Source organism: Micromonospora sp. NPDC005173 (genome assembly GCF_040608515.1).
GTDB lineage: Bacteria > Actinomycetota > Actinomycetes > Mycobacteriales > Micromonosporaceae > Micromonospora.
In genome coordinates this window covers 27805-48818 of sequence record NZ_JBEXIK010000031.1, presented here as the reverse complement: position 1 = coordinate 48818, position 21014 = coordinate 27805, and the positions used below count along the sequence as shown (strand labels likewise).

Below are 21014 nucleotides of genomic sequence, written 5' to 3'. Positions count from 1 at the left end.
CCTGGCAGACCGGTACCGTGGGCACGAATGACGCACATGAGGGGAGGGCAGCGACGGTGACCATCGCCCGGCCCGACCCCGACCCGGGTCCCGGCTTCGCCGCACGCCCGGTGTCGCGTACCCCCTCGGGGCTCTTTCCGTCCGGGCCGCCGACCCGCCCCACCTACCGCGAACCGCACCCGGTCACCGGCGGCGGTGTCGCCGCTGGCGGCGGCGCGGCGGCCGGCTGGCTGCTGCTGTTCGGCCTGCTCGGCACCGACGTGGCCAGCTACGCGTGGTGGACGGTGGTGGCCGGCCTGCTGGCGTGGCTGACCGCCCTGGTGCTGGTCCGCTTCGGCGACCGCGGAGTGGCCACCGGAGTGGCCATCGTCACCGCCGGTGGCTGGAGCATCGCCGCCGCCGTGGTGGCGGTCCGCTGGGCGACCGGCGGCGACTGGCCGCTCTGGTGAACCGGTCCGGGCCTGCCCCAGATCGGGTGCCGGTGACTGCGGCGTGTGCCCGGTTGGCTGCGTAGCGAACGCCGTCTTGACGTGGCCGCCGAGACTCGGCACGCTCGGCACTATGGCCTGGACCACCTCGCGGCAGGACCCCGATCGAAGCCGCCGCCGCCTGCAGTTGCTCGCCGAGTTGGCGGGGGCCCGGGCGGTACGCCAGCGCACCCGGCCAAATCGGCTGCGTACCGAGCGTCTGCGCCAACTCATCGCCACCCGCCGTCGGGTAGCCGGCTGATCCGACTTTGTCAGGAATGACCGGCCCTTCGGGGCGTTGACCGGTCGCCTGCCGACCTGACCGGCTAACGTGCACGCGTAACGAGTCGGCGCTGTGCCGAGGGCTATTGGGGGGACCGTGTCGTACTTCGCTGCGGCCGTTGTGCGCGACGACAGTGGCTGGACCGCCGCCGAGGTCAGCCTGCGTGGCGCCACCGACATCGACGAGGTCGCCGACCGGCTGCGCGATGTCGACCAGGAGGCCGACGTGTCGCTGCTCTTCGTCGAGGCGGATGACGCGTACCTGGTGATCCTGCGCCTCGACGAGGGCGAGGACCTGCGGGTGTTCGGGTCGGATTCCGCGTACGCCGAGGAGTCTCAGCTGGGTGCGCTGCTGGTCGGCGACCTGAAGACCTCCGTCACCGGGCTCGACGACGTCGACGAGCCACGCCCGGCGGCCAGTGGCGACGAGGAGAGTGAGCAGCCCGTCGTCGACCCGGAGGCCGACCCGGTGGGCGACGCCGACCTGCTGGCCAACCTGGGCATCTCCGCGCAGAGGCTGCTGACCCTGTGCTCGCACGAGGGGATGATGCCGGCCGACGTCACCGCCGAGATCTGCCTGGTGCTCGGCTGTGTCGACCAGGTCGAGGAGTTGCGTGAGGTCTGATCCCGCCGGATCCGGGTCGGGCGGGACGGTGCCGGTGGGCGGCGCGGAGCCGGCCGACGCCACCGATCCTCTGCTCGAGACGATCCGTCCCGGGCAGCCGACCCCGGGCGCGGTAGGTCGCGCCGGACCGGGAGCCCACGAGGGTCTGGCCGACCCGGGCGAGGTCGGCCGGCGCCAACGGCACGAGCTGTGGATGCGCCGTGCCCTGGAGGTCGCTGTCACCGGTCCGGCCGTCGACGACGCGGGTGCCGTCGACGTGGACGATGTGCCGGTGGGCGCGGTGCTCTACGGCCCGGACGGGACCGAGTTGGCCATCGGGCGCAACGAGCGGGAGCTGACCGGCGACCCCACCGCGCACGCCGAGGTGCTGGCGCTGCGCCGGGGTGCCGAGCGGGCCGGCCGATGGCGGCTGGACGACTGCACCCTGGTGGTCACCCTGGAGCCGTGCACCATGTGCGCGGGGGCGCTGGTGCTGGCCCGGGTCTCCACCGTCGTCTTCGGCGCCTGGGAGCCGAAGACCGGCGCGGCCGGTTCGCTCTGGGACGTGCTGCGCGACCGTCGCCTCAACCACCGCCCGGAGGTCTACGGCGGTGTACTGGAGGCCGAGACCGCGGCCGTCCTGCGCGCCTTCTTCCGCTGACCCGCCGGGCAGACTCAGGCCGGGGTGCTGCTCGGCATCCTGGTCACCGCTGGCTACGCCCTCTGGCGGCACTGGCCGACCGTGGTGCCGGTCTGGGCGATGGCCGGCGGCGTCGGGGCGACCCTGCTAATCGGCGGTTTGGCCGGCCTGTACCGGCCGTCCGCGCCGCCCGGCTCGCCCCCACCGAGACGCTGGGCTGAGTCTCGCCGGCCCGGGCCGGCGGTTCCTTCGGGTGCGTCTGTTGTTGCCACGACGGCAGACGCACCCGAAGGCGTTGCCGGAGCGCGTCAGGCGGTGGGGCGGAGCAGGGTGGTGGCCACCGCCCGGGCAGCCTCGGTCCACGGCGTGGGCCGCAGCGTCGCCGGGTCGAGGCGGACGATCGCCCGCCGTCCCTCGGCGTGCACCGTGTCGCCGTCGACGGAGCGGAACTGGAAGGCGTACTCGGCGCTGCTGGTGCCGAAGTGTTCGAGCCAGAAGTGCACCGCCACCGGGCCGGTGGCGGCGATCGGCGTCCGATAGGTGATCGAGAACTCGCGGACCGCGTGGAACAAGTCAGGCGGGGTGGCGCTGCCCCGGTAGGCCAGCCCTCGTTCGGTCCAGTATGGAGTCAGGGCCCGTTCCAGCAGCACCGCGTACCGCGCGTTGTGCAGGATGCCCATCGCGTCGAGGTCGTCGAAGTGCACCGTGACGTGCTCGACGTGCCCGAACTGGACGGTGGGCTGGTCGGCGACGGCGTTGGTCATGAGGGGCCTTCCGTTAACAGGGTCGGTCGGGGGCAGAGCGCCCGCAGACGGTCCAGCAGGCCGGCGCGGGCGTGCCGGTAGGTGACGTCCGGGTCGAGCAGCCGGTAGTTCATCGCGGCTGCCATCCCGAGCGCGTCGATTTCGTACGCCAGCTGCGGGACGTCCAGGTCGGCGGGGAGTTCGCCGGCGTCGACCGCCTGCTGGACGAGGCGTTCGAGGTACGCGGTCCACTGGCTGTGCGTCTCGGCGAGCCGGTCTCGGACCGGGCCGGGGCGGGCGTTGAACTCGAACTGGGTGTTGGCGAAGAAGCAGCCACCGGGCAGCACCCGGGTGGCGTAGAAGTCGAGCCGCGCGTCGTGCAGGGCGCGGAGCCGCCGTACGCCCCGCGGGGCGAGGTGCGCCGGCGCGACGACCCGCTCCTGCCAGAGCGTCACGGCGCGGTCGATCGCCGCGAGCTGTAGCGCCTCCTTCGACCGCCAGTGCGCGAAGAGGCCCGACTTGCTCACCCCGAGCGTGTCGGCGAGCTGGGCGAGGCTGAGCCCGTCCAGGCCGGCCTGAGTGGCGAGCGCCACGGCCGCGTCCAGCGCGGCGTTCCGGGTGCGTTCGCCCCGGGCGAGGCGTCCGTCGATGGTCATGCGGACACCGTAACGAACCAGCACGACCGGTCGTATTGTTTTTCGGGTGACCATCGTCACCCGACCCCGCCCCAACACCACGCCGCCCCGCCGTCTGGATGGACGGCGGGGCGGCGGCGTACGACGAAGGTCAGGCGATGATGGTGTCCAGGGCGATCTCGACCATCTGGCTGAAGGTCTGCTCACGCTCCTCGGAGGTGGTCTTCTCGCCGGTCTTGATGTGGTCGCTGACGGTCAGCACGGTCAGCGCGCGGGCCTTGAACCGGGCAGCGATCGTGTAGAGCGCCGCGGACTCCATCTCCACCGCCAGCACGCCGTAGTCGGCGAGGGTGTCGTAGAGGTCCGGCCGGTCGGTGTAGAAGGCGTCCGCAGCCAGGATCGGCCCGACGTGCATGGTGATGCCGCGCCGCTCGGCCACCTCGACCGAGGTACGCAGCAGCCCGAAGTCGGCCACCGGCGCGTAGTCGATCAACCCGTCGAAGCGCATCCGGTTCATGTTCGAGTCGGTGGACGACCCGATCGCGGCGACCACGTCGCGCAGCTGGAGGTCGGTGCTGAGGGCACCGCAGGAGCCGACCCGGATCAGCGTCTTCACGCCGTACTCGTTGATCAGTTCGTGGGCGTAGATGGAGGCCGACGGCATGCCCATGCCGGAGCCCTGGACGGAGACCTCGACGCCGTTCCAGCGGCCGGTGAAGCCCAACATGCCCCGGACCGTCGAGTAGCAGGTCGCGCCCTCGAGGTAGGTCTCCGCGATCCACTTGGCCCGCAGCGGGTCACCCGGCATCAGGACCCGCTCGGCGATCTCGCCCGGCTTCGCGCCGATGTGCGTACTCATGGCAAAGATCCTGCCAGGCCGACTCGGGCGATACCGGTTCGGCGTCGGAACCTACGGTCCTGTACCCTCGTCGGCGGTGGCGTGTCCGAGCGGCCTAAGGAGCACGCCTCGAAAGCGTGTGAGGGTTAACGCCCTCCGAGGGTTCAAATCCCTCCGCCACCGCTCCTGAAATGCGAGAACGCCCGGTCGATCCTCAGGGATCGCTCGGGCGTTTCGCTTCTGGTCTCAGTTCTGGTCTCAGTTGGGTTCAAGGCGACGTTTCACGAGATAATCCGGGCCATAGCGTGACCGGATCTCCGCCAGCCGCTCCAACACCTCAAAGTCCTGGCCATCGGGGCCGGTCGTCATATCCGAGAAGCACCGGGCACCAGCGACCGCCGACCCTTCCCGAGGGAAGTCGGCGACCAGGACGTCACCCAATCCGCGCTCTTCCGCTTCCAGCCAGGCACACGAGTGCTGGGCGACCAGGCCGGCGATCCGGTCGTCGAACCGTTCCCGCCGCCGCAGCCTCCCCCGTCGAGGGAGTGAAAGCCGGTGTCGACGAGGTCAGCGCTGTAACCCATGTCGTGCAGCCACGCGGAGGCCACCAACACGTCACGATCCTCCGGCGCGACCGCCTCGCTGACTGCTTGGGCCTTCGCCGCGACCGCCCGGACGTGGCTCCAACGGCGGGGCAACGGAGCTTCCAGCTTGTGGCGCGCGATCTCCCGGGCGACATCGACGAGGGTGGCCATACGTGTCAGCCTACGGAGCGCTCCCGCTCCCCACCATCCCGCCAGCAGGCGAGCAGCAGCAGGTGACCCCGGCTCCCCGCGCTAGGTGGGAAATCCGCCAGGGGCATATGTTGCGTCTATGGGACCAGGGGAGGTGCCAGCGCTGCCGGGTCACCGGGCAACGGCAGGCAAGCCGTTGGTTCGCTCGCAGCGCCATTGGCCGTGGATTGCGCTCTCGCTCGCGGCCTTGCTGTGTACCGGGGTCGTGGCCGTGCCGGTGTCGTGGGCTGTTCTTCGGCAGGTCGAGGTGAGGCGACGCCGGACGCGGCAGTGACGGCCTACGTGCACCAGATGAGCAGCGGCGAGGAGATCGGCCTGTCGCGGGTGTTGGCGGACAGGCGTCACGACGAGCTGCTGCGGCAGTGGCGTCAGTACCGCGGCGAGATGGAACGCGGCAATGTTCCGTCGAAGCTCGAGACAGTCGGACCGATCGACGTCGAGGACCAGGGCGACGACCGCGCGACGGTAACCGCCCAGGTGCACCCGATCTGGTGGAACGAACAGGTCAACCTCAGCGGCGCAGCCCACCCGTGGCGGTTCGAGACTCGCCGAGACGCCGGCGGCTGGCGGGTGTGGGCAGCCGACCTGCCGCCGTGGTGCGGTGTGCATGTCCGGGCAGACGCCTGCCATTGAGCGCTACCGTCGGCGACCGTTGTCCCGTGGGACGCGGGTCCTGGGCGGCGTGCTCGGGTGCTTCGCGGGCCGGTTCGCTCGGGTGGAGCCGCGGAGGTGCGTGGGGCGTTCCTGAAAGAGGCTGGGCCGTTAGTCAAACGGGCCGGTGGCAGTGGGTTTCGAGCAACGCCCGCAGCGGCGCGGGATCGCCCGTTACCAGCCCGCGCTTGGGCAGCACGAGTACCGCCGCACCAAGCCGCTCAGACGCGCGCAGAACGAACGACCGGTCCGTCTCGACATACCGCAGGTATTGGGACCAGGCGGCTGTTTCGCTCCGGCTTGCGCTGGTGAGACGTAACCCGGTGTCATCCACGGTGGCTCGGATCGGCTCGGACAGCCAGGGATTCCCGCGCATGATCAGGCGCACCTGCCAGCGATACATCCAGCGGGCGGCGACGAGGAACCGGAACAGCAGCAGGCCGAGCCCGACGCCGACTAGCGCCACCATGGCGAGGGCTGCGACGTCAGCCGCCGACATGGCCCGAGAGCCGTCAGAAATGACGCGCCCGATTAGGAGCCCGACGAGCGCGGCGACGATCAGTACCGGGACCAGCCAGGGACGCCGGACGCGGCGCCGGTGGGCGATGAAGCCGTCGAGCCAGTCGTCCTCGGTGAGGGTGTAGCTGAGTTCAACGGGACCGACGGTGACCTGCTCGGATGACATGAGAGGGCAGTGTATTCCCGGCGTCCCGTCCGTCTGACGGATGGGCATGCCTGGTCGGCTGGGAACTGTGCCCTCGCGTTCGACGCGTAGTCAGGTAACGACACGTCGATGGTGCGCCCGATCGACCTGGCTAGTGGATCTGGCGACGGTCGGACTCCTGGCGAACCCCCTCCGTAAGATCCCGCCAGGTGCCGGCCGAGGTCTTCATCATCCGGTCACCATTGGCCGGGCAGATGCCTCGTCGGTGAAGTCGTACGACACTTCCTGCCCTCCATCACCGCCGAGGCGGCCACGGACCCGCCAGAGCCGGCCGTCCGACAGCAGCCAGATGTCGCGCCGAGCCATGCGGCCCCTGCTCCCGTTCCACCAACGACCACGTATCGCCACCACCAGGACCCAATTCGAATACGCGTACGAGCCAGCCGGCTGCCGGCTGTCTAGTCCGCCGCCCTTACCCGTGAAATCTAGAAGGCGAGGACGACGGTGATGGTCACGGAGCGCGCCAGGATGCTGATCGAGGCATGATGCAGTTAGACGCAAGAGCCGCGCCAAGCCTTGGCTCTGCTGGTCTCAGCTGTGGTCTCTTTCATCAACGTACGAGGCCGTCCGTCGGAGGCCGGACCGAGGTTTCCGCCCTGCTGATGGCCCCAGCCGGAGGATGCTGAACGCCGGGTCGCAAACTCGAAAGCGTGTGAGGGTTAACGCCCTCCGAGGGTTCAAATCCCTCCGCCACCGCTCCTGAAATGCGAGAACGCCCGGTCGATCCGCGAGGATCAACCGGGCGTTCCGCATTTGACGGCCGTCCCCAAAGCAGCCCGCTGAAGCGTTGCGCGGCTGTGCCCTTGCTTGTGTGTTGACGGGTTGCTTGACTCGCCGCATGACAAAGCGTCGGGCGGGGATCGCGCTTGGTGGTGGACTTGTCGCCGCCGGAGTGGCCGTGACCATCACAGCTGTCTTCGTTGCGCCGTTCGCGATCGCCATCGGCAGCCTGCTCGCCGTGTTCGGTGGCAGCATCCTGGGGAGGGCGATCGGGATGGGTAGGTCAGCCCAGCCTGAATGACGGGCGTTCTGCGTCAGAGCTGCTGCTGGCCGCCGTCGACGAAGATCTCACCGCCGGTCATGTAGCTGCTCTGGTCGGAGGCGAGGAAGAGCGCGGCGTTGGCGATCTCGTCCGGTTGGGCCATCCGGCGCATGGGCACGCCCGAGGCGATGGCCTCCAGCAACCCGGGGGCCTCTTCCGGCTGGGCGCGAGGCCCGCGACGCCCGGGGTCTCGGTCGGGCCGGGGATCAGGGTGTTGACCCGGATGTTCCGGCCGACCAACTCAGCGGCCCAGGTGCGGCCGAACGACCGGATCGCGGCCTTGGAGGCGGCGTAGACGCTGAATGCCGGGGTGCCGTTGACCGCGGACGTCGAGCCGGACAGCACGACCGAGGCGCCCTCGTTGAGCAGGGGCAGGGCTTTCTGCACGGTGAACAGGGTGCCGCGGACGTTGCTGTCGAAGGTGCTTGCGAAGTGCTCGACCGTGATCGAGCCCAGCGGGAGGAACTCCCCGCCGCCGGCGTTCGCGAACACCACGTCCAGCCCTGCGCCCCGGGCCTGGATCGCCTGCATCACCCGGTCCAGGTCGTCGAGGTTGCTCACGTCGCTGGCGACACCGGCGGCGTTGGCGCCGATGCTCGCCACGGCCTCGTCCAGCAGGCCCTGGCGCCGTCCGGTGACGAAGACGTACGCGCCTTCGGCGGCGAAGCGGCGGGCGGCGGCCAGGCCGATGCCGGTGGTGCCCCCGGTGACGAGGGCGGTCTTGCCGTCAAGCTGTCCCACGATTGGTCTCCTACTGTTTGCGGTGCGGTTGTCCTGCCGGCTGTTGTGCCGGCGGGTGGTCAGTGGGTTGCGGGGGTGGAGGCGAAGGTCGGCAGGAGCGTGGCCAGGTCGCGCCACTGCGGCAGGGGCAGCGCCGGCCGATCCGGAGCGTTGGGCCGCAGCACGTGGAGGGCGACGTGGTCCGCGCCCGCGTCCAGGTGCTCCCGGATGCGCGTGCCCACCGCGTCCAGGTCGCCCCAGGCGACGAGGGCGTCGATCAGGCGGTCACTGCCACCGGGGACCAGGTCGTCGTCGGTGAACCCCAGGCGTGCCAGGTTGGCCCGGTACGCCGGAAAGCCGATGAACATCCCGATCCCCGCCCGAGCGGCGGCGCGGGCCCGGGCCGGGTCCTCGTCGAGGACGACAGCGAGGTGCGGCGCGACCAGCGGCTGCGCCCCGACGCGTTCGCGCTGCGCCGCGGTGTAGCTCGGGGTCACGAGAAATGGGTGCCAACCGGCCGTTCGGTCGGCTGCCAGGTCCGCCATCCTCGGCCCGAGCGCGCCGAGGATGCGCCGGTCGGCGGGAACCGGCCGGGGCGCGGCGTCGAGGGCGTCCAGCCAGCGGCCCATCGACTCCACCGGCCGGCCGTAGTCCTGCCCCGCCCGGGCGGCGGAGTGGGCGTTGCTCACCCCGAAGCCGAGAACCGTCCGAGGCCCGTGCCTGGCGTCCAGCGCGGCCAACCGGTCACCCAGAACCACCGGGTCCTGGCCCCAGATCGCCAGCACACCCAGCGCGACCGTGGTGTGCGGCGCGGCCCTCAGCAGGTGCTCGACGTCGTCGACGGCCCCGCCGCCGTCGAGGCCGGGCACCCACAGGGCCCGGAAGCCCCGCTCGTCGAGCTCGGTCGCCGCGTCCCGGACGGCCGGATCGGCGGCGCCACGCAGCTCCATGCTCCAGAGCCCGACTGCAGGCAGCGGGGTGTTGAGTCGAGTCGCCACACCAACCTCCAATAATTCTGTACCGATCGGTACGCATCTGACGGTAGCAACCGCTGACCTGGCCCGCAAATTTCTGTACCGATCGGTTGGGTCGCGGGTAGCATGGATGCGGAGGTGGTGGGTGTGCCGCAGCGAGGACGACCACGGGGTTTCGACCCCGATGAGGCGCTGGAGCGGGCGACGGAGGTGTTCTGGCGACAGGGGTACGAGGGCGCCTCGGTGAGCGACCTCACCGCCGCCATGGGCATCAACAAGCCCAGCCTCTATGCCGCCTACGGCAGCAAGGAGGAGCTGTTCCGCAAGGCCGTGGCCTGCTACGCCGAACAGGACATGGAGTACGCGCGTACCGCCCTCGCCCAACCCAGCGCATACCAGGTCGTCGCCGCCCTGCTGCGCGACAACGTGCTCGCCGTGACCCGCCCCGACCGTCCGGCCGGTTGCCTGTCGATCCAGGGCGGCACCGCCTGCTCCACCGAGAACACACCGGTCGCCGGGTTCCTCGCCGCCAGCCGCCTGGCCGGTGAACGCGCGCTCGCCGACCGGTTCACCCGGGCCGTCGCCGACGGCGACCTACCCGCCCACGCCGACCCGGCCGCACTCGCCCGCTTCGTCATGATCGTCACCGAAGGTCAGTCGGTCCACGCCGCCGCCGGGGTCACCCGAGGCGACCTGCAACAGGCGGCGCAGATCGCGCTCGCCGGTTTTGCCGCCGCGTCCGGGGCGCGGCTGCCTGAGCACGCCACCGACGGGGCGCGGCTGCCTGAGCACGCCACCGACGTGGCGTGAGCTGGGCCGCAGGACATCCGCCGCGCGCTACCGTCGCCGTACTCGCGAACTGAGCGCACGGACCGTGCCAGCTACCCCTAAGCTTGCCCGACACATGGATCTTGGTCATCGGGTTGGGGAGGTGGAAACGTGCGCGTCAAGCAGATCGCACGTCTCATGGTCGCGGCGATCGGCGCCACATTCGTCGTCGTACCGTCGCTGAGTCCCGGCGTGGCGCACGCGGACAGCGCGGTCGGGCTCGGCATCGAGACGTACGCGCAGATGGTCGTCGACTCGGCGCGCAGCCAGCTGTTCTTCAGCCCCGGGCGCGGGGGGTCGGGCGTGCGGGTGACGGACCTGTCGGGCGGGTCGCAGGCGACGATCCCGGACCTGCCGGACGCCAGCGGCATGGCGCTGAGCCCGGACGGCTCGACGCTGCACGTAGCCCTCATCGAGGCGGGCGCCATCGCCGCGATCGACACCACGACGCGGACCGAGACCCGTCGCTACAACATCGGAGCCAGCACCTGTCCCACCTGGGTGGCACCGGCCGGGGGGAAGCTCTACTTCGGCTACGGATGCACGTTCTCAAAGGGCAAGCTGGGCTCGCTCGACGTGCGCGGCGAGACGCCTGTCCTGGCCTTGGATCTGCCGCTCGGCGACGTCTTCGCCTACCCTCCGTTGCTCCGGAGCAGCCCGGCCAAACCGAATCTCCTGCTCGCGGTGAACCAATCCGGCATCGCGAACTCCTACTCGAGCAGAGCGACCCTGTTCGACGTCTCCTCCGGAACGCCGTCGATCACGGCGGCTCTGCCGTGGGACACCTGCGGGGGCCTCGGGGACGCCGCGCTGACGGTCGACGCGAGCACGGCGATCCTGGCCTGTGGTCTCCTGGAGAACCGGTCGGTGATCGCGACGCATCACGTTGCCTTCTCGACGACGGACTTCTCGCCAGCCGGCGTGTTCCCGTCCGCGTCGTACCCCAACGCCGTGACGACGTCCCCGAATGGTGCCCTCGTCGTCGTTGGTTCCAGCAACGGATCAGATTGGGAGAGGACGTCGAGCATCCACGTCGAGCGGCCCGACGGGACCTTGCTGCAGCGGTACGACTTCCCCCAGGACACCTACCTCGTGCGGCAGGGCCTCGCGGTCAGTGCTGACAGCAGGACTCTCTACGCCGTCACCCGTGAACCGGGCGGGCAGTACCTGACCCTGCGTCTGATGACGGACCTTCTCCTGCCGCGATCCTCGCTCACGCTCTCCGCGCCGTCGACGGTGGGACGCGGGGCGAAGGTCCTGGTCACCGGCAGTCTGGCGTTCACCGATGCCCCCGTGTCGGCGCCGTGGCAGCTGCAAGTGGTGCGGCAGGACCAGAACGGCACCCACCTCCTGCCCAACGTCAGCACCACCGAAACCGGGGCGTTCTTCGTCTCCGACATACCGCGGGCGACCGGGGCGAACACCTACACCGTCACCTTCCCCGGCGACGCCCCGCACCTGGGCTCGAGCCGGTCCGTGACCGTGCAGGTCACCGCCCGCCCGAGGTTGTGACAACGCGCGCACCTGGCCGGGCGTTCACCGGCTGAGCAGCTCCGCCACCCCGTCGAGCAGCCGTTGGAGGCCGAACTCGAACAGGCTGTCGACATTGAGGTCGACCGGCGACCGGGCGAGCCGGGCCAGGTGCGGGAACTCACCCGCCGCGAGCAGCCCGGTCAACACGTCGGCCTGGGCCACCATCCACTCGTCGTCGGTGAGGCCGGTGTCCTGCTCCGCCTCAGCCTCCCGCTCCAGGTTCACTGCGGTGCCGCGGACGTGGTTGGCCAGGGCGGCTGCCAGGTGGAGCTGGGTGTGCTGGTCCAGGCCGTGCCCGGCGAGGGCGCGCAGGGCCCATTCGGTGTGCGCGACGGCGTGCGGCGCCATCAGCGGGCGGGTCAGCGAGACGACCTGGGCCAGCCAGGAATGCCGCCGGTACATCGACCACTGGAGTCGGCAGAGCAGCTCCAACTGGTCCCGCCAGCCCGGAGGGAACGTGCGGGGCAGCCGGTGGGTGGCGAAGGCCGCGTCCGCCATCAGCAGCAGAAGCTGCTCCTTGCCGCGGACCTGCCGGTACAGCGACATGGTCGGCACGTCCAACTCGGTCGCGATGCGCCGCATGCTCAGCGCCGGCAACCCCTCGGCGTCGGCGATCTCGGTGGCGGTCCGCACCACCTGGTCGCGGGTCACCCCTCGGGCGGTACCCCGCCGGGCGTCGGCGCGGGCGCCCCGAACGGCCGGCGGCGGCTCCGGGCCGGTCACCACCATGCCCACGCCGGGCAGCGCCCGAACCAGGTTCTCCTGTCGGAGCGCGGTGAGGGCCCGGCTGGCGGTCGCCATGGCGACCCTCCACTCGCGGACGATCTGTCGGGTGGACGGCAGCCGGTCGCCGGGGCCGAGCTCGCCCGCCGCGATGCGCCGCCGCAGCTCCCCGACGATGCGCAGATACGGGGGTGTCGACTCGTCGATCTCCGTCACGGTCGCCCTCCCGCCGGTCGAGGTGTGACCGTAGCGCACTAGAGCGCCGGTCACCGCCCCCGATGGTCGCCACGTCGCCACGTCGGTGGTCGTCCATCGTGGTGGCTCGGCGTACTAGAGCTCCCTGGCCGACTGGTTGCCGGGTCGGCATGCTCGCCGCAGCACGGTGCGTACGCCGTACCGGCTTCGACGATGGGGGAGACCATGACCAGCATCCCGTACCCCGGATCGGGTTCTGTGCGGCGGCGGCCGACCCGCCGGGTCCGGTCCCGGGTGGCTCGGTGGGTCGCCGCGCTGGGTGCCGTCGCGCTGCTCGCTCCGACGGTGGCCGCCGGCCCGGGCGCCTCGGCGGCCACTGGCCGGAGTGCGGCCGTCGTGCGGACCGACCAGGGCGCGGTCCGCGGGACCGTCGCGGCGGACCACCGCTCTTTCCAGGGCATCCCGTACGCCCGCCCGCCGCTGGGCGCGCTGCGCTGGGCCCCGCCGCAACCGGGTCCGGTGTGGACCGGCGTCCGGGACGCGAGCCGCCCGGGTGACGCCTGCGCCCAACTCAAGGGGCTGCCGATGGACGAGCCCTCGGAGTCCGAGGACTGCCTCTACCTCAACGTCACCACGCCGCGCACCTCCGCTCGGACGCCCCGACCGGTGCTGGTGTGGCTGCACGGCGGCGACTTCCGGTTCGGCAGGGGGGACGTGTACGGCGGGCAACGCCTGGCGACCGGCGGTGACGTCATCGTCGTCACGGTGAACTACCGGCTCGGTGCGCTCGGCTTCCTGGCGCATCCGGCGTTGGCCGACGCGGGCCGGTCCGTCGGCAACTACGGCCTCCAGGACCAGCAGGCGGCGCTGCGGTGGGTGCGGCGCAACGCGGCGGCCTTCGGCGGCGACCCCGACAACGTCACCCTGTTCGGCCAGTCCGCCGGGGCGAGCAGCGTCTGCGCACAGCTTGCGTCGCCGGCCACCGCCGACCTGTTCCACCGGGCGATCATGCAGAGCAACTCGTGCGCCAACCCGGTGCGGACCCGGGCCGAGGCCGCCGCGGCGGCCGAGGAGTTCGCGCGTGGGGTCGGCTGCGCCGATCCGGGTACGGTCGCCGCCTGCCTGCGCGGACGTGACCCCGCCCGGCTGATCGAGGCGGCCGGTTACCCGGGCGCGGGTGTCGACCTCGGCCCGGTCGTCGACGGCCGCACACTGCCGGTGGACCCGGCCGACGCGCTGGCCACCGGGCGACTGCACCCGGTGCCGGTGTTGACCGGGATGAACCGGAACGAGTCCACGCTCCTGGTGTGGGGGATGGAACGCAGTGGGATGAACTGCCCGGCGCCGCCTGAGCCGGGGCAGCAGCCCGAGTCGTGCCCGCTGACCGACGAGCAGTACCGCGAGCAGGTGGGGGCGGCCTTCGGCGACCGGGCGGGAGACGTGCTGGCCCGCTATCCCCGCGACGACGCGCACGTCGCCAGCGAGACGTTGGCTGCCGTGCTCACCGATCACGACTACGCTGAGCCGGTCTACTCCGCCGCGCTGCAGTTCGCCCGTCGAGTGCCGACGTACGTCTACGAGTTCGCCGACGAGGATGCGCCGTTCTTCACCGACGGGCCCGAGTCGACCTTCCCCACCGGCGCGTACCACTGCGCGGAGCTGCCGTACCTGTTCACCGTCGACTACGCCGAGGCGCTCACACCGACTCAGCGGCGGCTCTCCGACGAGATGGTCCGGGCCTGGAGTGACTTCGCCCGGGTGGGCCGGGTGGACTGGCCCCGACTGCGCAGCGGATCGCCGTACGTGCGGGTGCTGGCCGGGAGCGGTGGCTCCGGTACGACAGAATTCGCAGCGGACCACTCGTACGACTTCTGGCGGTCGTTGCGCGGCTGACGCCGTCGCTGGCCTGGCGGGTTGAGCGGACCGGTCCCACCCGGACCGGTCCGCTCATCCGATGCGTGCGTCGTTCCCACCGTCGACAGCGGACACACGTAAGCCCGCACCTCGGATCCGGTTCAGCACGGGCCCGCTCCCTCGTCGAAGAGGCGGCGGGCCCAGTCGGCGTACCCGGCGATGGTCTTTCGGACGGTGCGCCCGTCGTGCAGGAAGAGGTACGCGCGGTCCCCGCTGCGGGCGAGCAGCCCGTCGAACCGGTGCGTCCCCTGTGGAGCGTGCAGCCGGGTGACCGACGGATAGCGGGACCACACCTGGTCGACCGGTGAGCCCACGGTAATGCCCTCTGGTGTCCGCATCGGGTCGCCGACCCAGAGCAGCACCAGTTTGTCCTCGGCGAAAACCGGGCTGACCGTGTCGTGGCCGGCGAGCATCGGCCCGCAGGCTTCCATGTCGGTACGCAGGATGCCCCGGCGGGTCAGCTCGTCCTCGGTGTCACCGAACTCGATGTTGCGCAGGCCGTTCAGGTCGATGATCTCCACGCTGCCGGCGGGCCGGCCGTCCGGGATCGGCCCGGTTGGCGGCACGCCGCTGCCGGCGATCGAGGCAGCCGTCAGCAGCATGGCAATAAACGCAAATTGTCGCGATTTCATGGAATCCCCCAGTCCCCAACGGGACCGAGGCGTTCAGGTTGCTGCCAGTCGACGGATTACTGGTTTTCCCACTGCTCGACCAGCTCATCCCAGTAGTCGGCGCTGAGCCGGCGGCGCCCGTGCGCCAGCCAACCGTCGGTGTTCCGCTCCAGGTGCAACCCCAACTCGGCGAACGGGTCGATCCACGTGCCCGGCTCGACGCCGAGCCGGGTGAGCGCCATGTTGATCGGCCAATTCTCGCGCGGCGCGTCGAGCACGTCGTCGAACCATGGACCCCAGGACAGCGCGCCACCCAGCCACACCGCCGCCGACTGGTAGCCGGCGCCGCCGCCGAACTCCGCCTCCAGGTACGCGACCGGCCCCGGCTGCGACCAGCGGGCCAGCAGCTCTGCCAGTGCCGGCGACAGGACCAGGTCGAACGGACGCTCGGCACTCCGGTCGTCCACCGCGAAATCCGGCAGCGACCCGGTCAGCTCCACCACCAACTGCGGGGTGACCGGTAGCAGCGCGAAGTCCTGGCGCAGCTCGCCGAGGACCGCGTGATCCAGCTCGGCGGTCTGCTCGCGGAGCAGTTCCGCGTCCGCGACCACCGCGCTGAGCTGGTAACCCATCGAACCCTCCGCCGTCCACAGCCTGTGGATAGAACATGTGTACGACGGATTCCGGCCGGCCCGGCGTCGATCCCCGGACCGTACCCGTTATACGGTCCTGTGCCATGGCTGATCGACTGACCGTCCCCGGTATGCCGTCTCCGCTCGCGCCCTCGTCCGCAGGGCTCTGGCGGGTCGATGAGGCGACCGGCGCCGTGACGGTGTCGGCGCAGCCCCACACGGACCTCTTCATCGACCCGAGTGGCGGCCTCGTCAACGCGGGCGAGAGCACCGCGCCGAGCCCGGAGCCCGTCCTCAACGCGGCGACGCTGCTCGGCGACCTGCCGCCGGAGGGCGACTTCCAGTTCAGCGCCCGGGTCACCGTGGCCTTCGCCTCGACCTTCGACGCCGGGGTGCTCATGCTCTGGCGCGACGAGCGGTGCTGGGGCAAGTTGTGCTTCGAGTTCTCACCCGAGGGTGAGCCCATGATCGTGTCCGTCATCTGCCGGGGCGTCGCCGACGACGCGAACGCCTTCGTCGTGGCCGACCGGTCGGTGTGGCTGCGGGTCTCGCGAATCGGCCGGGTCTACGCGTACCACGCCTCACTCGACGGCAGGACCTGGCAGTTGATCCGCCTGTTCGGTTTCGATGGCGAGACGTCCCGCGACCGGATCGGCTTCGCGGGCCAGTCACCGACCGGCGACGGGTGCAGCGCGACCTTCGACGAGATCCACTTCCGGCCCGAACGTCTCGCCGATCTCCGCGACGGCTCCTGACACACCCGCCGCTGTCCACAGCCTGTGGATAGAACATGTGTACGACGGATTCCGAACCGGCCGACGTCGATCCGCAGGACCCCGCCCGGGCGGCGAGGGCACCCGCCGCAGCCACCGCTGGGGCAGAATCTGCCGCTGGTGGGGAGGTGCGATGAGCTGGGGTACGGCAAGGGTGCTGACCGATCGCGACGCCGGCCGCTATCTCGGCGGGGTGCTGGTGTCCGGCTTCGGCACTGCGGCGATGTTGCTGGTGGCCGGCATCTGGGTGAAGGAGCTGAGCGGGTCGAGCAGCCTCGCTGCCCTGGTGACCCTGGGGGTGTGGGCGCCGACCCTGCTCGGGCCGCTGCTCGGGCTGCTCGCCGACCGGTTCCGCCGCCGGCCGCTGCTGATCGTCCTGCACGCGGTGATGGCGGGGTTGCTGCCGGTGCTGCTGCTGGTCGACTCGGCCACCCGGGTCTGGTTGATCTTCGCGGTGATGACCGCGTACGGGATCACCTTCGTGCTGACCGACGCGGCCGAGGCCGCGCTGGTGCCGGCGGTGGTGCCCGGGCCGCTGCTCGGCGACTTCAACGGGCTCCGGACCACGATCAACGAGGGGATGAAGCTGCTCGCCCCGCTGGCCGGGGCGGGGTTGTTCGCCGCGTACGGCGCGCACCCCGTGGTGCTGCTGGACGCGGCCACCTTCGTGCTGGCCGGCATCGTCTTCTGGTCGCTGCGGGTCCGGGAGCAGCCGCCCGGGCGTCCCGAGCGCTGGACGAGACAGCTCGCCGACGGGTGGGGGCACCTGCGCCGGCATCGCGCGCTGCGGCACATCGTCGGCTGCGCCGCGCTCACCATGGTGCTGATGGGGCTCAACGGCGCCGTCGCGTATGCCGTGGTGGACGCCGGCCTGGGCCGGCCGCCGGAGTTCAACGGCGTGCTCGCCACCGTGCAGGGCGTCGGGTCGCTCATTGGCGGCCTGGCCGCCGGATCGCTGCTGCGCCGCTTCAGTGACCGGCGGGTGGTGGCCGGGGCGGTCGCCGTCTTCGCCGTCGGGCTGGCCCTGCGCGCCACGACCTCGGTCGGGCCGGTGGTCGCCGGCGGGCTGGCGGTCGGGCTCGGCGTGCCGCTGGTGCTGGTCACCGTCTGGACGGCGGTCCAGCGGGAGACGCCGAGCGAGCTGGTCGGACGGGTGGCGTCCACGGTCAACACGCTGACCTTCGGTCCGTCCACCGTGGCCCTGCTGGCCGGCGCGAGCCTGCTTGAACTCCTCGACCACCGCCTGATCCTGCTGGCCGCCGCGGTCGCCGCCGTCCCCCTGGCCCTCTGGGCACTCCGCGCCCCGCCGGTCCTGCCGAGTCGACCAGACGAGCCGGTCTCGGTCAGGCCCGCGGAGCGAGCTGGGTGACGAACGCGCGCCAGGCCGCTGGGGTGAAGGTCAGCGCCGGCCCGGTCGGGTCCTTCGAGTCCCGCACGCCGACCACGCCAGGCAGGTTGTCGGCGACCTCGACACAGTTGCCGCCGTTGCCGCTGCTGCGACTGCTCTTGCGCCACCGGGCGCCGTTCAGCTCCATGTCTCCGCCACCTCCGCGACGAGATCGACTGACTGCGGTGTGCCTTGCGTGAGCCTGGCTGCTGATGCGAAGCGCACGTCTCGGGTGTGAGATTGATGCTCTCGCGCTTCTGTTGTCGGTCAGGCCCGTTCGACCACTTGGGCGACGAACACGCGCCAGGCAGCCGGGCTGAAGGTCAGCGCCGGCCCGGAAGGGTTCTTCGAGTCGCGGACCGCGACGATGCCGGGCAGGTTGTCCGCGACCTCTACACAGTCGCCGCCGTTGCCGCTGCTGCGGCTGCTCTTGTGCCACCGCGCGCCGGTCAGTTCCATGTCTTTGCCACCTCCGTCAGTAGGTCGACCGATTGCCAGTGGGACAGCGCCTCGCCGCGCACGTTCTCCCACGCCGTCAGTATTGCCGCGACGTCTTCGGTGTCGGTGACGACTTGCCCCTGAAGCTGATTGTCGAGGTAGCCCGCGGTCCGGTGCTCCGGCCCCACTGCGATCACGAACGGACCGTTCAGCCCAGCGTACGCACCGACCGACGACGGCACGATGTGCATGCGGACGTGTGGGGCCTCGCACGCGACGAGGAGTGCCTGAAGCTGCTCACGCATCGTCGCCCGCCCGCCGACCGGTCGCCGCAACACGGCTTCGTCAACCACGGCAGTGAAGCGCGGCGGATCGTCGCGCGACAGGATGCTTTGCCGGGCGAGCCGAGAGGCCAGGTGTCGCTCGACGTCCCCCCGGGCGATGACGTCGGAGCCGGCGAGCACGGCTCGGGCATAGGCCTCCGTCTGAAGTAGACCTGGCAGCACGACCGACTGATACGACCGCAGCGCGACAGCTTCGCGCTCGATCTCCTGCCAAGGCCGGAACCAAATGAGGTCCCGACGTCTCGCGGTGTCCGGCCATATGTCCCCGATGGGCCGCTGGAGAGCGCCTGCCGCAACCTCCCGGTGTCGGGGGTGAGGTATGCGGTCCTCGTTCAGCCATCGCGCGACAGTCTTCGGATCTACCCCGACCTGCTCCGCGAGTGACTCGATCGTGTGCCCGGTGTCGCCAAGGGCGGCGCGCAAGGCGTCGTTCACGGCGTCTCCCGTCGGATGTTCGGAATGTCTATCGACCATATCTTCTACGGGCTGTTGGTGTCTCGTCGCGCTCCGGAGGGTGCTTGTAGACGGCGCGACCGGCAGGGATCGAACCCGACGGACGCGTTCGTGCCGGGGCCGCCCCGTGGGCGAGCACTCAGGGGCGGCCCCTCCCAACGACAGGGGGAGACGTGCTCAAGAAGCCGGAGCCGCAGGTGAGGTCGGGCGATCTACTGCGCTTGACCCGGGCCGCGAGCCCTCAGTACGTCCGGCCGATCGTGGTCCGCGTGATTCGGGTCCTCGACTGGCCGACCTACCACGGATGGCTTTGGATCGACGCGTACGAGCTGAACTCGAAGGGCGACGCGGTAGCGCGGCGGTCGCTGTATGTCCTGGTCGAGGGGGTGCACTGGATGGCCGTCCCGACGCCCCCGGCTACCACCCGCCGGCCCGCCCGGCGTGGCTCTGTCGCGGTCGGATGAGGGGCCGCCGTTCGCTTCCCCACCTACCCAGCCGCCCGGCCTGGCGTTGCCAGTCGTGCGGCATCGCCTGGCCCTGCTCGGCGGCCAAGCTGCGGCTGCTAGCCGAGTACCGGCGCGACCGGGTGGCGTTGCTGGTCTACCTGGCGACGCTCCAGGCGGAGGCCGGCGAACAGCTCGCCGGCCTGGACCCGGCCCGGCTGACCGACCGCTTCATCTCCTGGGCTCGGGCTCGCGGGTGACGGGTGGTCAGGGGCGCCAGATGACGACGTCGATCCCTCGCCTCCGCTCCGCGAAGCGACCATCTTGCGCCGCTTCGGACAGGAGGTGACGCAGGTCCGCCTCGAAGGCGGGGAGTCGATCGGCGAACAGGTGTGGTGCCGAGCTGGACAGCGAGAACACCGCGGAGGCGATCTCGTCGACACCGCGTTCCACGACCATCCCCTGGTCGACCGTGATGCGGGTGGGACCGGTGAAGCCGGCCTGCCGCATGATCTCCTCCTCCCCGCCGGCGGTGCCGGAGGGCAGCCACCCCTGTCCGGCCCGGCGGACCGGTCCCAGGTAGCTGGCGACCAGGTCGTCGATCTGCTGCCACGGCGGCCGGGGGTACGGCAGCAGGTCGTCCCCGGTCACGCCCTGGTGTGTGTTGGCGCCGACGTGGACCCAGGCCCCGCCCGGCGCGAGCATGTCGCGGACGCGACGGGTCACGAGGGGCCGATCCATCCAGTGGAACGACTGGGCGAACGTGGCCACCCGGAACGTGCCCAGGTCGGCCGGCAGAGCCTCGGCGCGTAGGTGCCGCCACTCGACGTTGGTGACCCCGACCTCGCTGGCCCTGCGCCGCGCCTCGTTGATCATGCCCTGGTCGGCGTCGACTCCCACTGCTGCCTCGACCAGGGGCGCGAGCAGGAGCGTCACCGAGCCGGGCCCGCAGCCGACGTCCAGGAGTCGGCCGGTGCCGTCGAGTCCGAGTTCCTTGCCGACGGCCTCGGCGAGGCTGGGCGGGTAGGGCATGCGCCCGACGCTGTAGTGGCTGGCGCTGCCCGCGTACAACGTCTCGTCCCACTCCCACGCCGTGTCAGCCACGACGTCGATGAGACCACAAGATCAACGCCCGGCGGACCTGTCGCGGTCTGCCGGGCGTTTCTGCTGATCAGCTGGCGGAGGATACGAGATTCGAACTCGTGAGGGTGTAAACCCAACACGCTTTCCAAGCGTGCGCCCTAGGCCTCTAGGCGAATCCTCCGCGAGCCAGGATACAGGCCCCCATGGGCAGGGTCACCCCACCACCCCCTGAAGATCGACCGGCGGTCGGGTAGGCTTGGCGTCACCTCCCGTGCGGCGGTATCTCGTGAACCTCCCCAGGGCCGGAAGGCAGCAAGGATAAGCGAGCTCTGCCGGGTGCACGGGAGGCCTTTTTGTCTCCGGGCCCTCGATCCACTCCAGGTCGCCGATGTGGGGCTGTCCCGGGCCGCGGACACCGCCATGTAGCCGACATGGAGTCGATCAAGCGCGGCAACGTCGATCAAGCGCGGCAACCCAGGCGCGGCAAACCCAGGCGCCCGGCGGGGTGGGTGGTCACCCGCGCCCGACCGGCGCAGAATGGCT

General features: G+C 71.0%; 28 protein-coding genes, 2 tRNA genes, 1 other RNA gene and 2 pseudogenes. 16 read left to right on the top strand and 17 right to left on the bottom strand.

Going from position 1 to position 21014, the window contains the following annotated elements; genetic code table 11:
• Positions 1–62 precede the first annotated feature (62 nt).
• The 5 genes and pseudogenes from ABZV00_RS26990 to ABZV00_RS26970 all read left to right on the top strand — a co-directional run.
• Entirely contained in the window at positions 63–449 is a 387-nt protein-coding gene (locus tag ABZV00_RS26990; RefSeq protein WP_328426146.1) for a hypothetical protein, read from the top strand.
• Positions 450–561: 112 nt separating this feature from the next.
• Entirely contained in the window at positions 562–729 is a 168-nt protein-coding gene (locus ABZV00_RS26985; RefSeq protein ID WP_328421424.1) for a hypothetical protein, read from the top strand.
• Positions 730–846: 117 nt separating this feature from the next.
• On the top strand, positions 847–1374 hold the full coding sequence (locus ABZV00_RS26980; protein ID WP_328421422.1) for a tRNA adenosine deaminase-associated protein: 528 nt from the start codon (positions 847–849) through the stop codon (positions 1372–1374).
• A gap of 193 nt (positions 1375–1567) precedes the next feature.
• Positions 1568–2014 (top strand): nucleoside deaminase, encoded by a 447-nt coding sequence (locus ABZV00_RS26975; protein WP_328426144.1) that lies wholly within the window; start codon positions 1568–1570, stop codon positions 2012–2014.
• A gap of 21 nt (positions 2015–2035) precedes the next feature.
• A pseudogene (locus ABZV00_RS26970) lies at positions 2036–2214 on the top strand (ABC transporter permease); the annotation flags it as partial.
• Between the two features lie 87 nt (positions 2215–2301).
• On the opposite strand, the gene ABZV00_RS26965 reads toward ABZV00_RS26970, so the two are convergent.
• The 3 genes from ABZV00_RS26965 to deoD form a co-directional block, all read right to left on the bottom strand.
• A complete protein-coding gene (locus ABZV00_RS26965) occupies positions 2302–2757 on the bottom strand; it encodes a thioesterase family protein (RefSeq protein WP_355610861.1) in 456 nt (151 codons plus the stop codon).
• Positions 2754–3392 carry a TetR/AcrR family transcriptional regulator gene (locus ABZV00_RS26960; protein ID WP_355610858.1) on the bottom strand — a complete coding sequence of 213 codons (639 nt, stop codon included), beginning with the start codon at positions 3390–3392 and terminating at the stop codon, positions 2754–2756. The genes ABZV00_RS26965 and ABZV00_RS26960 overlap by 4 nt, the downstream gene beginning before the upstream one ends.
• A 130-nt stretch (positions 3393–3522) precedes the next feature.
• A complete protein-coding gene (gene deoD / locus ABZV00_RS26955) occupies positions 3523–4230 on the bottom strand; it encodes a purine-nucleoside phosphorylase (protein WP_074315244.1) in 708 nt (235 codons plus the stop codon).
• 75 nt (positions 4231–4305) lie between these two features.
• On the opposite strand from deoD, the gene ABZV00_RS26950 reads away from it, so the two are divergent.
• A tRNA-Ser gene (locus tag ABZV00_RS26950) sits at positions 4306–4392 on the top strand.
• A gap of 182 nt (positions 4393–4574) precedes the next feature.
• On the opposite strand, the gene ABZV00_RS26945 is transcribed toward ABZV00_RS26950, so the two are convergent.
• The gene (locus ABZV00_RS26945; RefSeq protein ID WP_355610856.1) at positions 4575–4964 is read right to left on the bottom strand and encodes a hypothetical protein; all 390 of its coding nucleotides are present in this window, start codon (positions 4962–4964) and stop codon (positions 4575–4577) included.
• A 330-nt stretch (positions 4965–5294) separates the two neighbouring features.
• On the opposite strand from ABZV00_RS26945, the gene ABZV00_RS26940 reads away from it, so the two are divergent.
• Positions 5295–5636, top strand: coding sequence for a hypothetical protein (locus tag ABZV00_RS26940; protein WP_355610854.1), 342 nt, complete (start codon positions 5295–5297; stop codon positions 5634–5636).
• A gap of 133 nt (positions 5637–5769) precedes the next feature.
• Here ABZV00_RS26940 and ABZV00_RS26935 read toward each other — a convergent pair whose 3' ends face one another.
• Positions 5770–6339 (bottom strand): YcxB family protein, encoded by a 570-nt coding sequence (locus ABZV00_RS26935; RefSeq protein WP_355610852.1) that lies wholly within the window; start codon positions 6337–6339, stop codon positions 5770–5772.
• A gap of 207 nt (positions 6340–6546) precedes the next feature.
• Complete coding sequence (locus ABZV00_RS26930; RefSeq protein ID WP_355610849.1) at positions 6547–6684, bottom strand: hypothetical protein; 138 nt, start codon at positions 6682–6684, stop codon at positions 6547–6549.
• A 592-nt stretch (positions 6685–7276) separates the two neighbouring features.
• Here ABZV00_RS26930 and ABZV00_RS26925 point away from each other — a divergent pair.
• Complete coding sequence (locus ABZV00_RS26925; RefSeq protein WP_328421416.1) at positions 7277–7399, top strand: hypothetical protein; 123 nt, start codon at positions 7277–7279, stop codon at positions 7397–7399.
• A 13-nt stretch (positions 7400–7412) separates the two neighbouring features.
• On the opposite strand, the gene ABZV00_RS26920 is transcribed toward ABZV00_RS26925, so the two are convergent.
• From ABZV00_RS26920 to ABZV00_RS26910, 3 genes and pseudogenes are all read right to left on the bottom strand, one after another.
• Complete coding sequence (locus ABZV00_RS26920) at positions 7413–7523, bottom strand: SDR family oxidoreductase (protein ID WP_355610846.1); 111 nt, start codon at positions 7521–7523, stop codon at positions 7413–7415.
• A 122-nt stretch (positions 7524–7645) separates the two neighbouring features.
• Positions 7646–8161: pseudogene (locus ABZV00_RS26915) on the bottom strand (SDR family NAD(P)-dependent oxidoreductase); the annotation flags it as partial.
• Between the two features lie 59 nt (positions 8162–8220).
• The gene (locus ABZV00_RS26910) at positions 8221–9138 is read right to left on the bottom strand and encodes a TIGR03620 family F420-dependent LLM class oxidoreductase (RefSeq protein ID WP_355610843.1); all 918 of its coding nucleotides are present in this window, start codon (positions 9136–9138) and stop codon (positions 8221–8223) included.
• Between the two features lie 123 nt (positions 9139–9261).
• On the opposite strand from ABZV00_RS26910, the gene ABZV00_RS26905 reads away from it, so the two are divergent.
• On the top strand, positions 9262–9924 hold the full coding sequence (locus ABZV00_RS26905; protein ID WP_355610840.1) for a TetR/AcrR family transcriptional regulator: 663 nt from the start codon (positions 9262–9264) through the stop codon (positions 9922–9924).
• Positions 9925–10053: 129 nt separating this feature from the next.
• Complete coding sequence (locus tag ABZV00_RS26900) at positions 10054–11454, top strand: hypothetical protein (RefSeq protein WP_355610837.1); 1401 nt, start codon at positions 10054–10056, stop codon at positions 11452–11454.
• A gap of 24 nt (positions 11455–11478) precedes the next feature.
• On the opposite strand, the gene ABZV00_RS26895 is transcribed toward ABZV00_RS26900, so the two are convergent.
• Entirely contained in the window at positions 11479–12414 is a 936-nt protein-coding gene (locus ABZV00_RS26895) for a TetR/AcrR family transcriptional regulator C-terminal domain-containing protein (RefSeq protein WP_355610834.1), read from the bottom strand.
• A 204-nt stretch (positions 12415–12618) separates the two neighbouring features.
• Between ABZV00_RS26895 and ABZV00_RS26890 the strand changes: the two genes are divergently transcribed.
• Positions 12619–14286, top strand: a complete 1668-nt coding sequence (locus ABZV00_RS26890) for a carboxylesterase family protein (RefSeq protein ID WP_355610831.1) — start codon at positions 12619–12621, stop codon at positions 14284–14286.
• A 122-nt stretch (positions 14287–14408) separates the two neighbouring features.
• Here the strand turns inward: ABZV00_RS26890 and ABZV00_RS26885 are convergent, their stop codons facing one another.
• The gene (locus ABZV00_RS26885) at positions 14409–14939 is read right to left on the bottom strand and encodes a hypothetical protein (protein ID WP_355610828.1); all 531 of its coding nucleotides are present in this window, start codon (positions 14937–14939) and stop codon (positions 14409–14411) included.
• A 56-nt stretch (positions 14940–14995) separates the two neighbouring features.
• Positions 14996–15550, bottom strand: a complete 555-nt coding sequence (locus ABZV00_RS26880) for a hypothetical protein (protein ID WP_355610825.1) — start codon at positions 15548–15550, stop codon at positions 14996–14998.
• A gap of 104 nt (positions 15551–15654) precedes the next feature.
• Between ABZV00_RS26880 and ABZV00_RS26875 the strand changes: the two genes are divergently transcribed.
• Both ABZV00_RS26875 and ABZV00_RS26870 read left to right on the top strand, forming a co-directional pair.
• Entirely contained in the window at positions 15655–16305 is a 651-nt protein-coding gene (locus ABZV00_RS26875; protein ID WP_355610822.1) for a DUF1349 domain-containing protein, read from the top strand.
• A gap of 151 nt (positions 16306–16456) precedes the next feature.
• The gene (locus tag ABZV00_RS26870) at positions 16457–17692 is read left to right on the top strand and encodes an MFS transporter (protein ID WP_355610819.1); all 1236 of its coding nucleotides are present in this window, start codon (positions 16457–16459) and stop codon (positions 17690–17692) included.
• Here the strand turns inward: ABZV00_RS26870 and ABZV00_RS26865 are convergent.
• The 3 genes from ABZV00_RS26865 to ABZV00_RS26855 form a co-directional block, all read right to left on the bottom strand.
• The gene (locus ABZV00_RS26865; RefSeq protein ID WP_355610817.1) at positions 17667–17858 is read right to left on the bottom strand and encodes a DUF397 domain-containing protein; all 192 of its coding nucleotides are present in this window, start codon (positions 17856–17858) and stop codon (positions 17667–17669) included. The genes ABZV00_RS26870 and ABZV00_RS26865 overlap by 26 nt on opposite strands.
• A 119-nt stretch (positions 17859–17977) precedes the next feature.
• Positions 17978–18169 carry a DUF397 domain-containing protein gene (locus tag ABZV00_RS26860; RefSeq protein ID WP_355610814.1) on the bottom strand — a complete coding sequence of 64 codons (192 nt, stop codon included), beginning with the start codon at positions 18167–18169 and terminating at the stop codon, positions 17978–17980.
• The gene (locus tag ABZV00_RS26855; protein WP_355610811.1) at positions 18160–18927 is read right to left on the bottom strand and encodes a helix-turn-helix transcriptional regulator; all 768 of its coding nucleotides are present in this window, start codon (positions 18925–18927) and stop codon (positions 18160–18162) included. Before ABZV00_RS26855 ends, ABZV00_RS26860 begins: the two co-directional genes overlap by 10 nt.
• A gap of 215 nt (positions 18928–19142) precedes the next feature.
• Between ABZV00_RS26855 and ABZV00_RS26850 the strand changes: the two genes are divergently transcribed.
• Positions 19143–19409, top strand: coding sequence for a hypothetical protein (locus ABZV00_RS26850; protein WP_355610919.1), 267 nt, complete (start codon positions 19143–19145; stop codon positions 19407–19409).
• Positions 19406–19648 (top strand): flavin reductase, encoded by a 243-nt coding sequence (locus ABZV00_RS26845; RefSeq protein ID WP_355610808.1) that lies wholly within the window; start codon positions 19406–19408, stop codon positions 19646–19648. The genes ABZV00_RS26850 and ABZV00_RS26845 overlap by 4 nt, the downstream gene beginning before the upstream one ends.
• 7 nt (positions 19649–19655) lie before the next feature.
• On the opposite strand, the gene ABZV00_RS26840 is transcribed toward ABZV00_RS26845, so the two are convergent.
• A complete protein-coding gene (locus ABZV00_RS26840; RefSeq protein WP_355610805.1) occupies positions 19656–20492 on the bottom strand; it encodes a class I SAM-dependent methyltransferase in 837 nt (278 codons plus the stop codon).
• A 72-nt stretch (positions 20493–20564) separates the two neighbouring features.
• A tRNA-Ser gene (locus ABZV00_RS26835) sits at positions 20565–20652 on the bottom strand.
• 82 nt (positions 20653–20734) lie between these two features.
• On the opposite strand from ABZV00_RS26835, the gene ffs reads away from it, so the two are divergent.
• Positions 20735–20824, top strand: an RNA gene (gene ffs, locus ABZV00_RS26830) — signal recognition particle sRNA small type.
• The last annotated feature ends 190 nt before the right edge of the window (positions 20825–21014 follow it).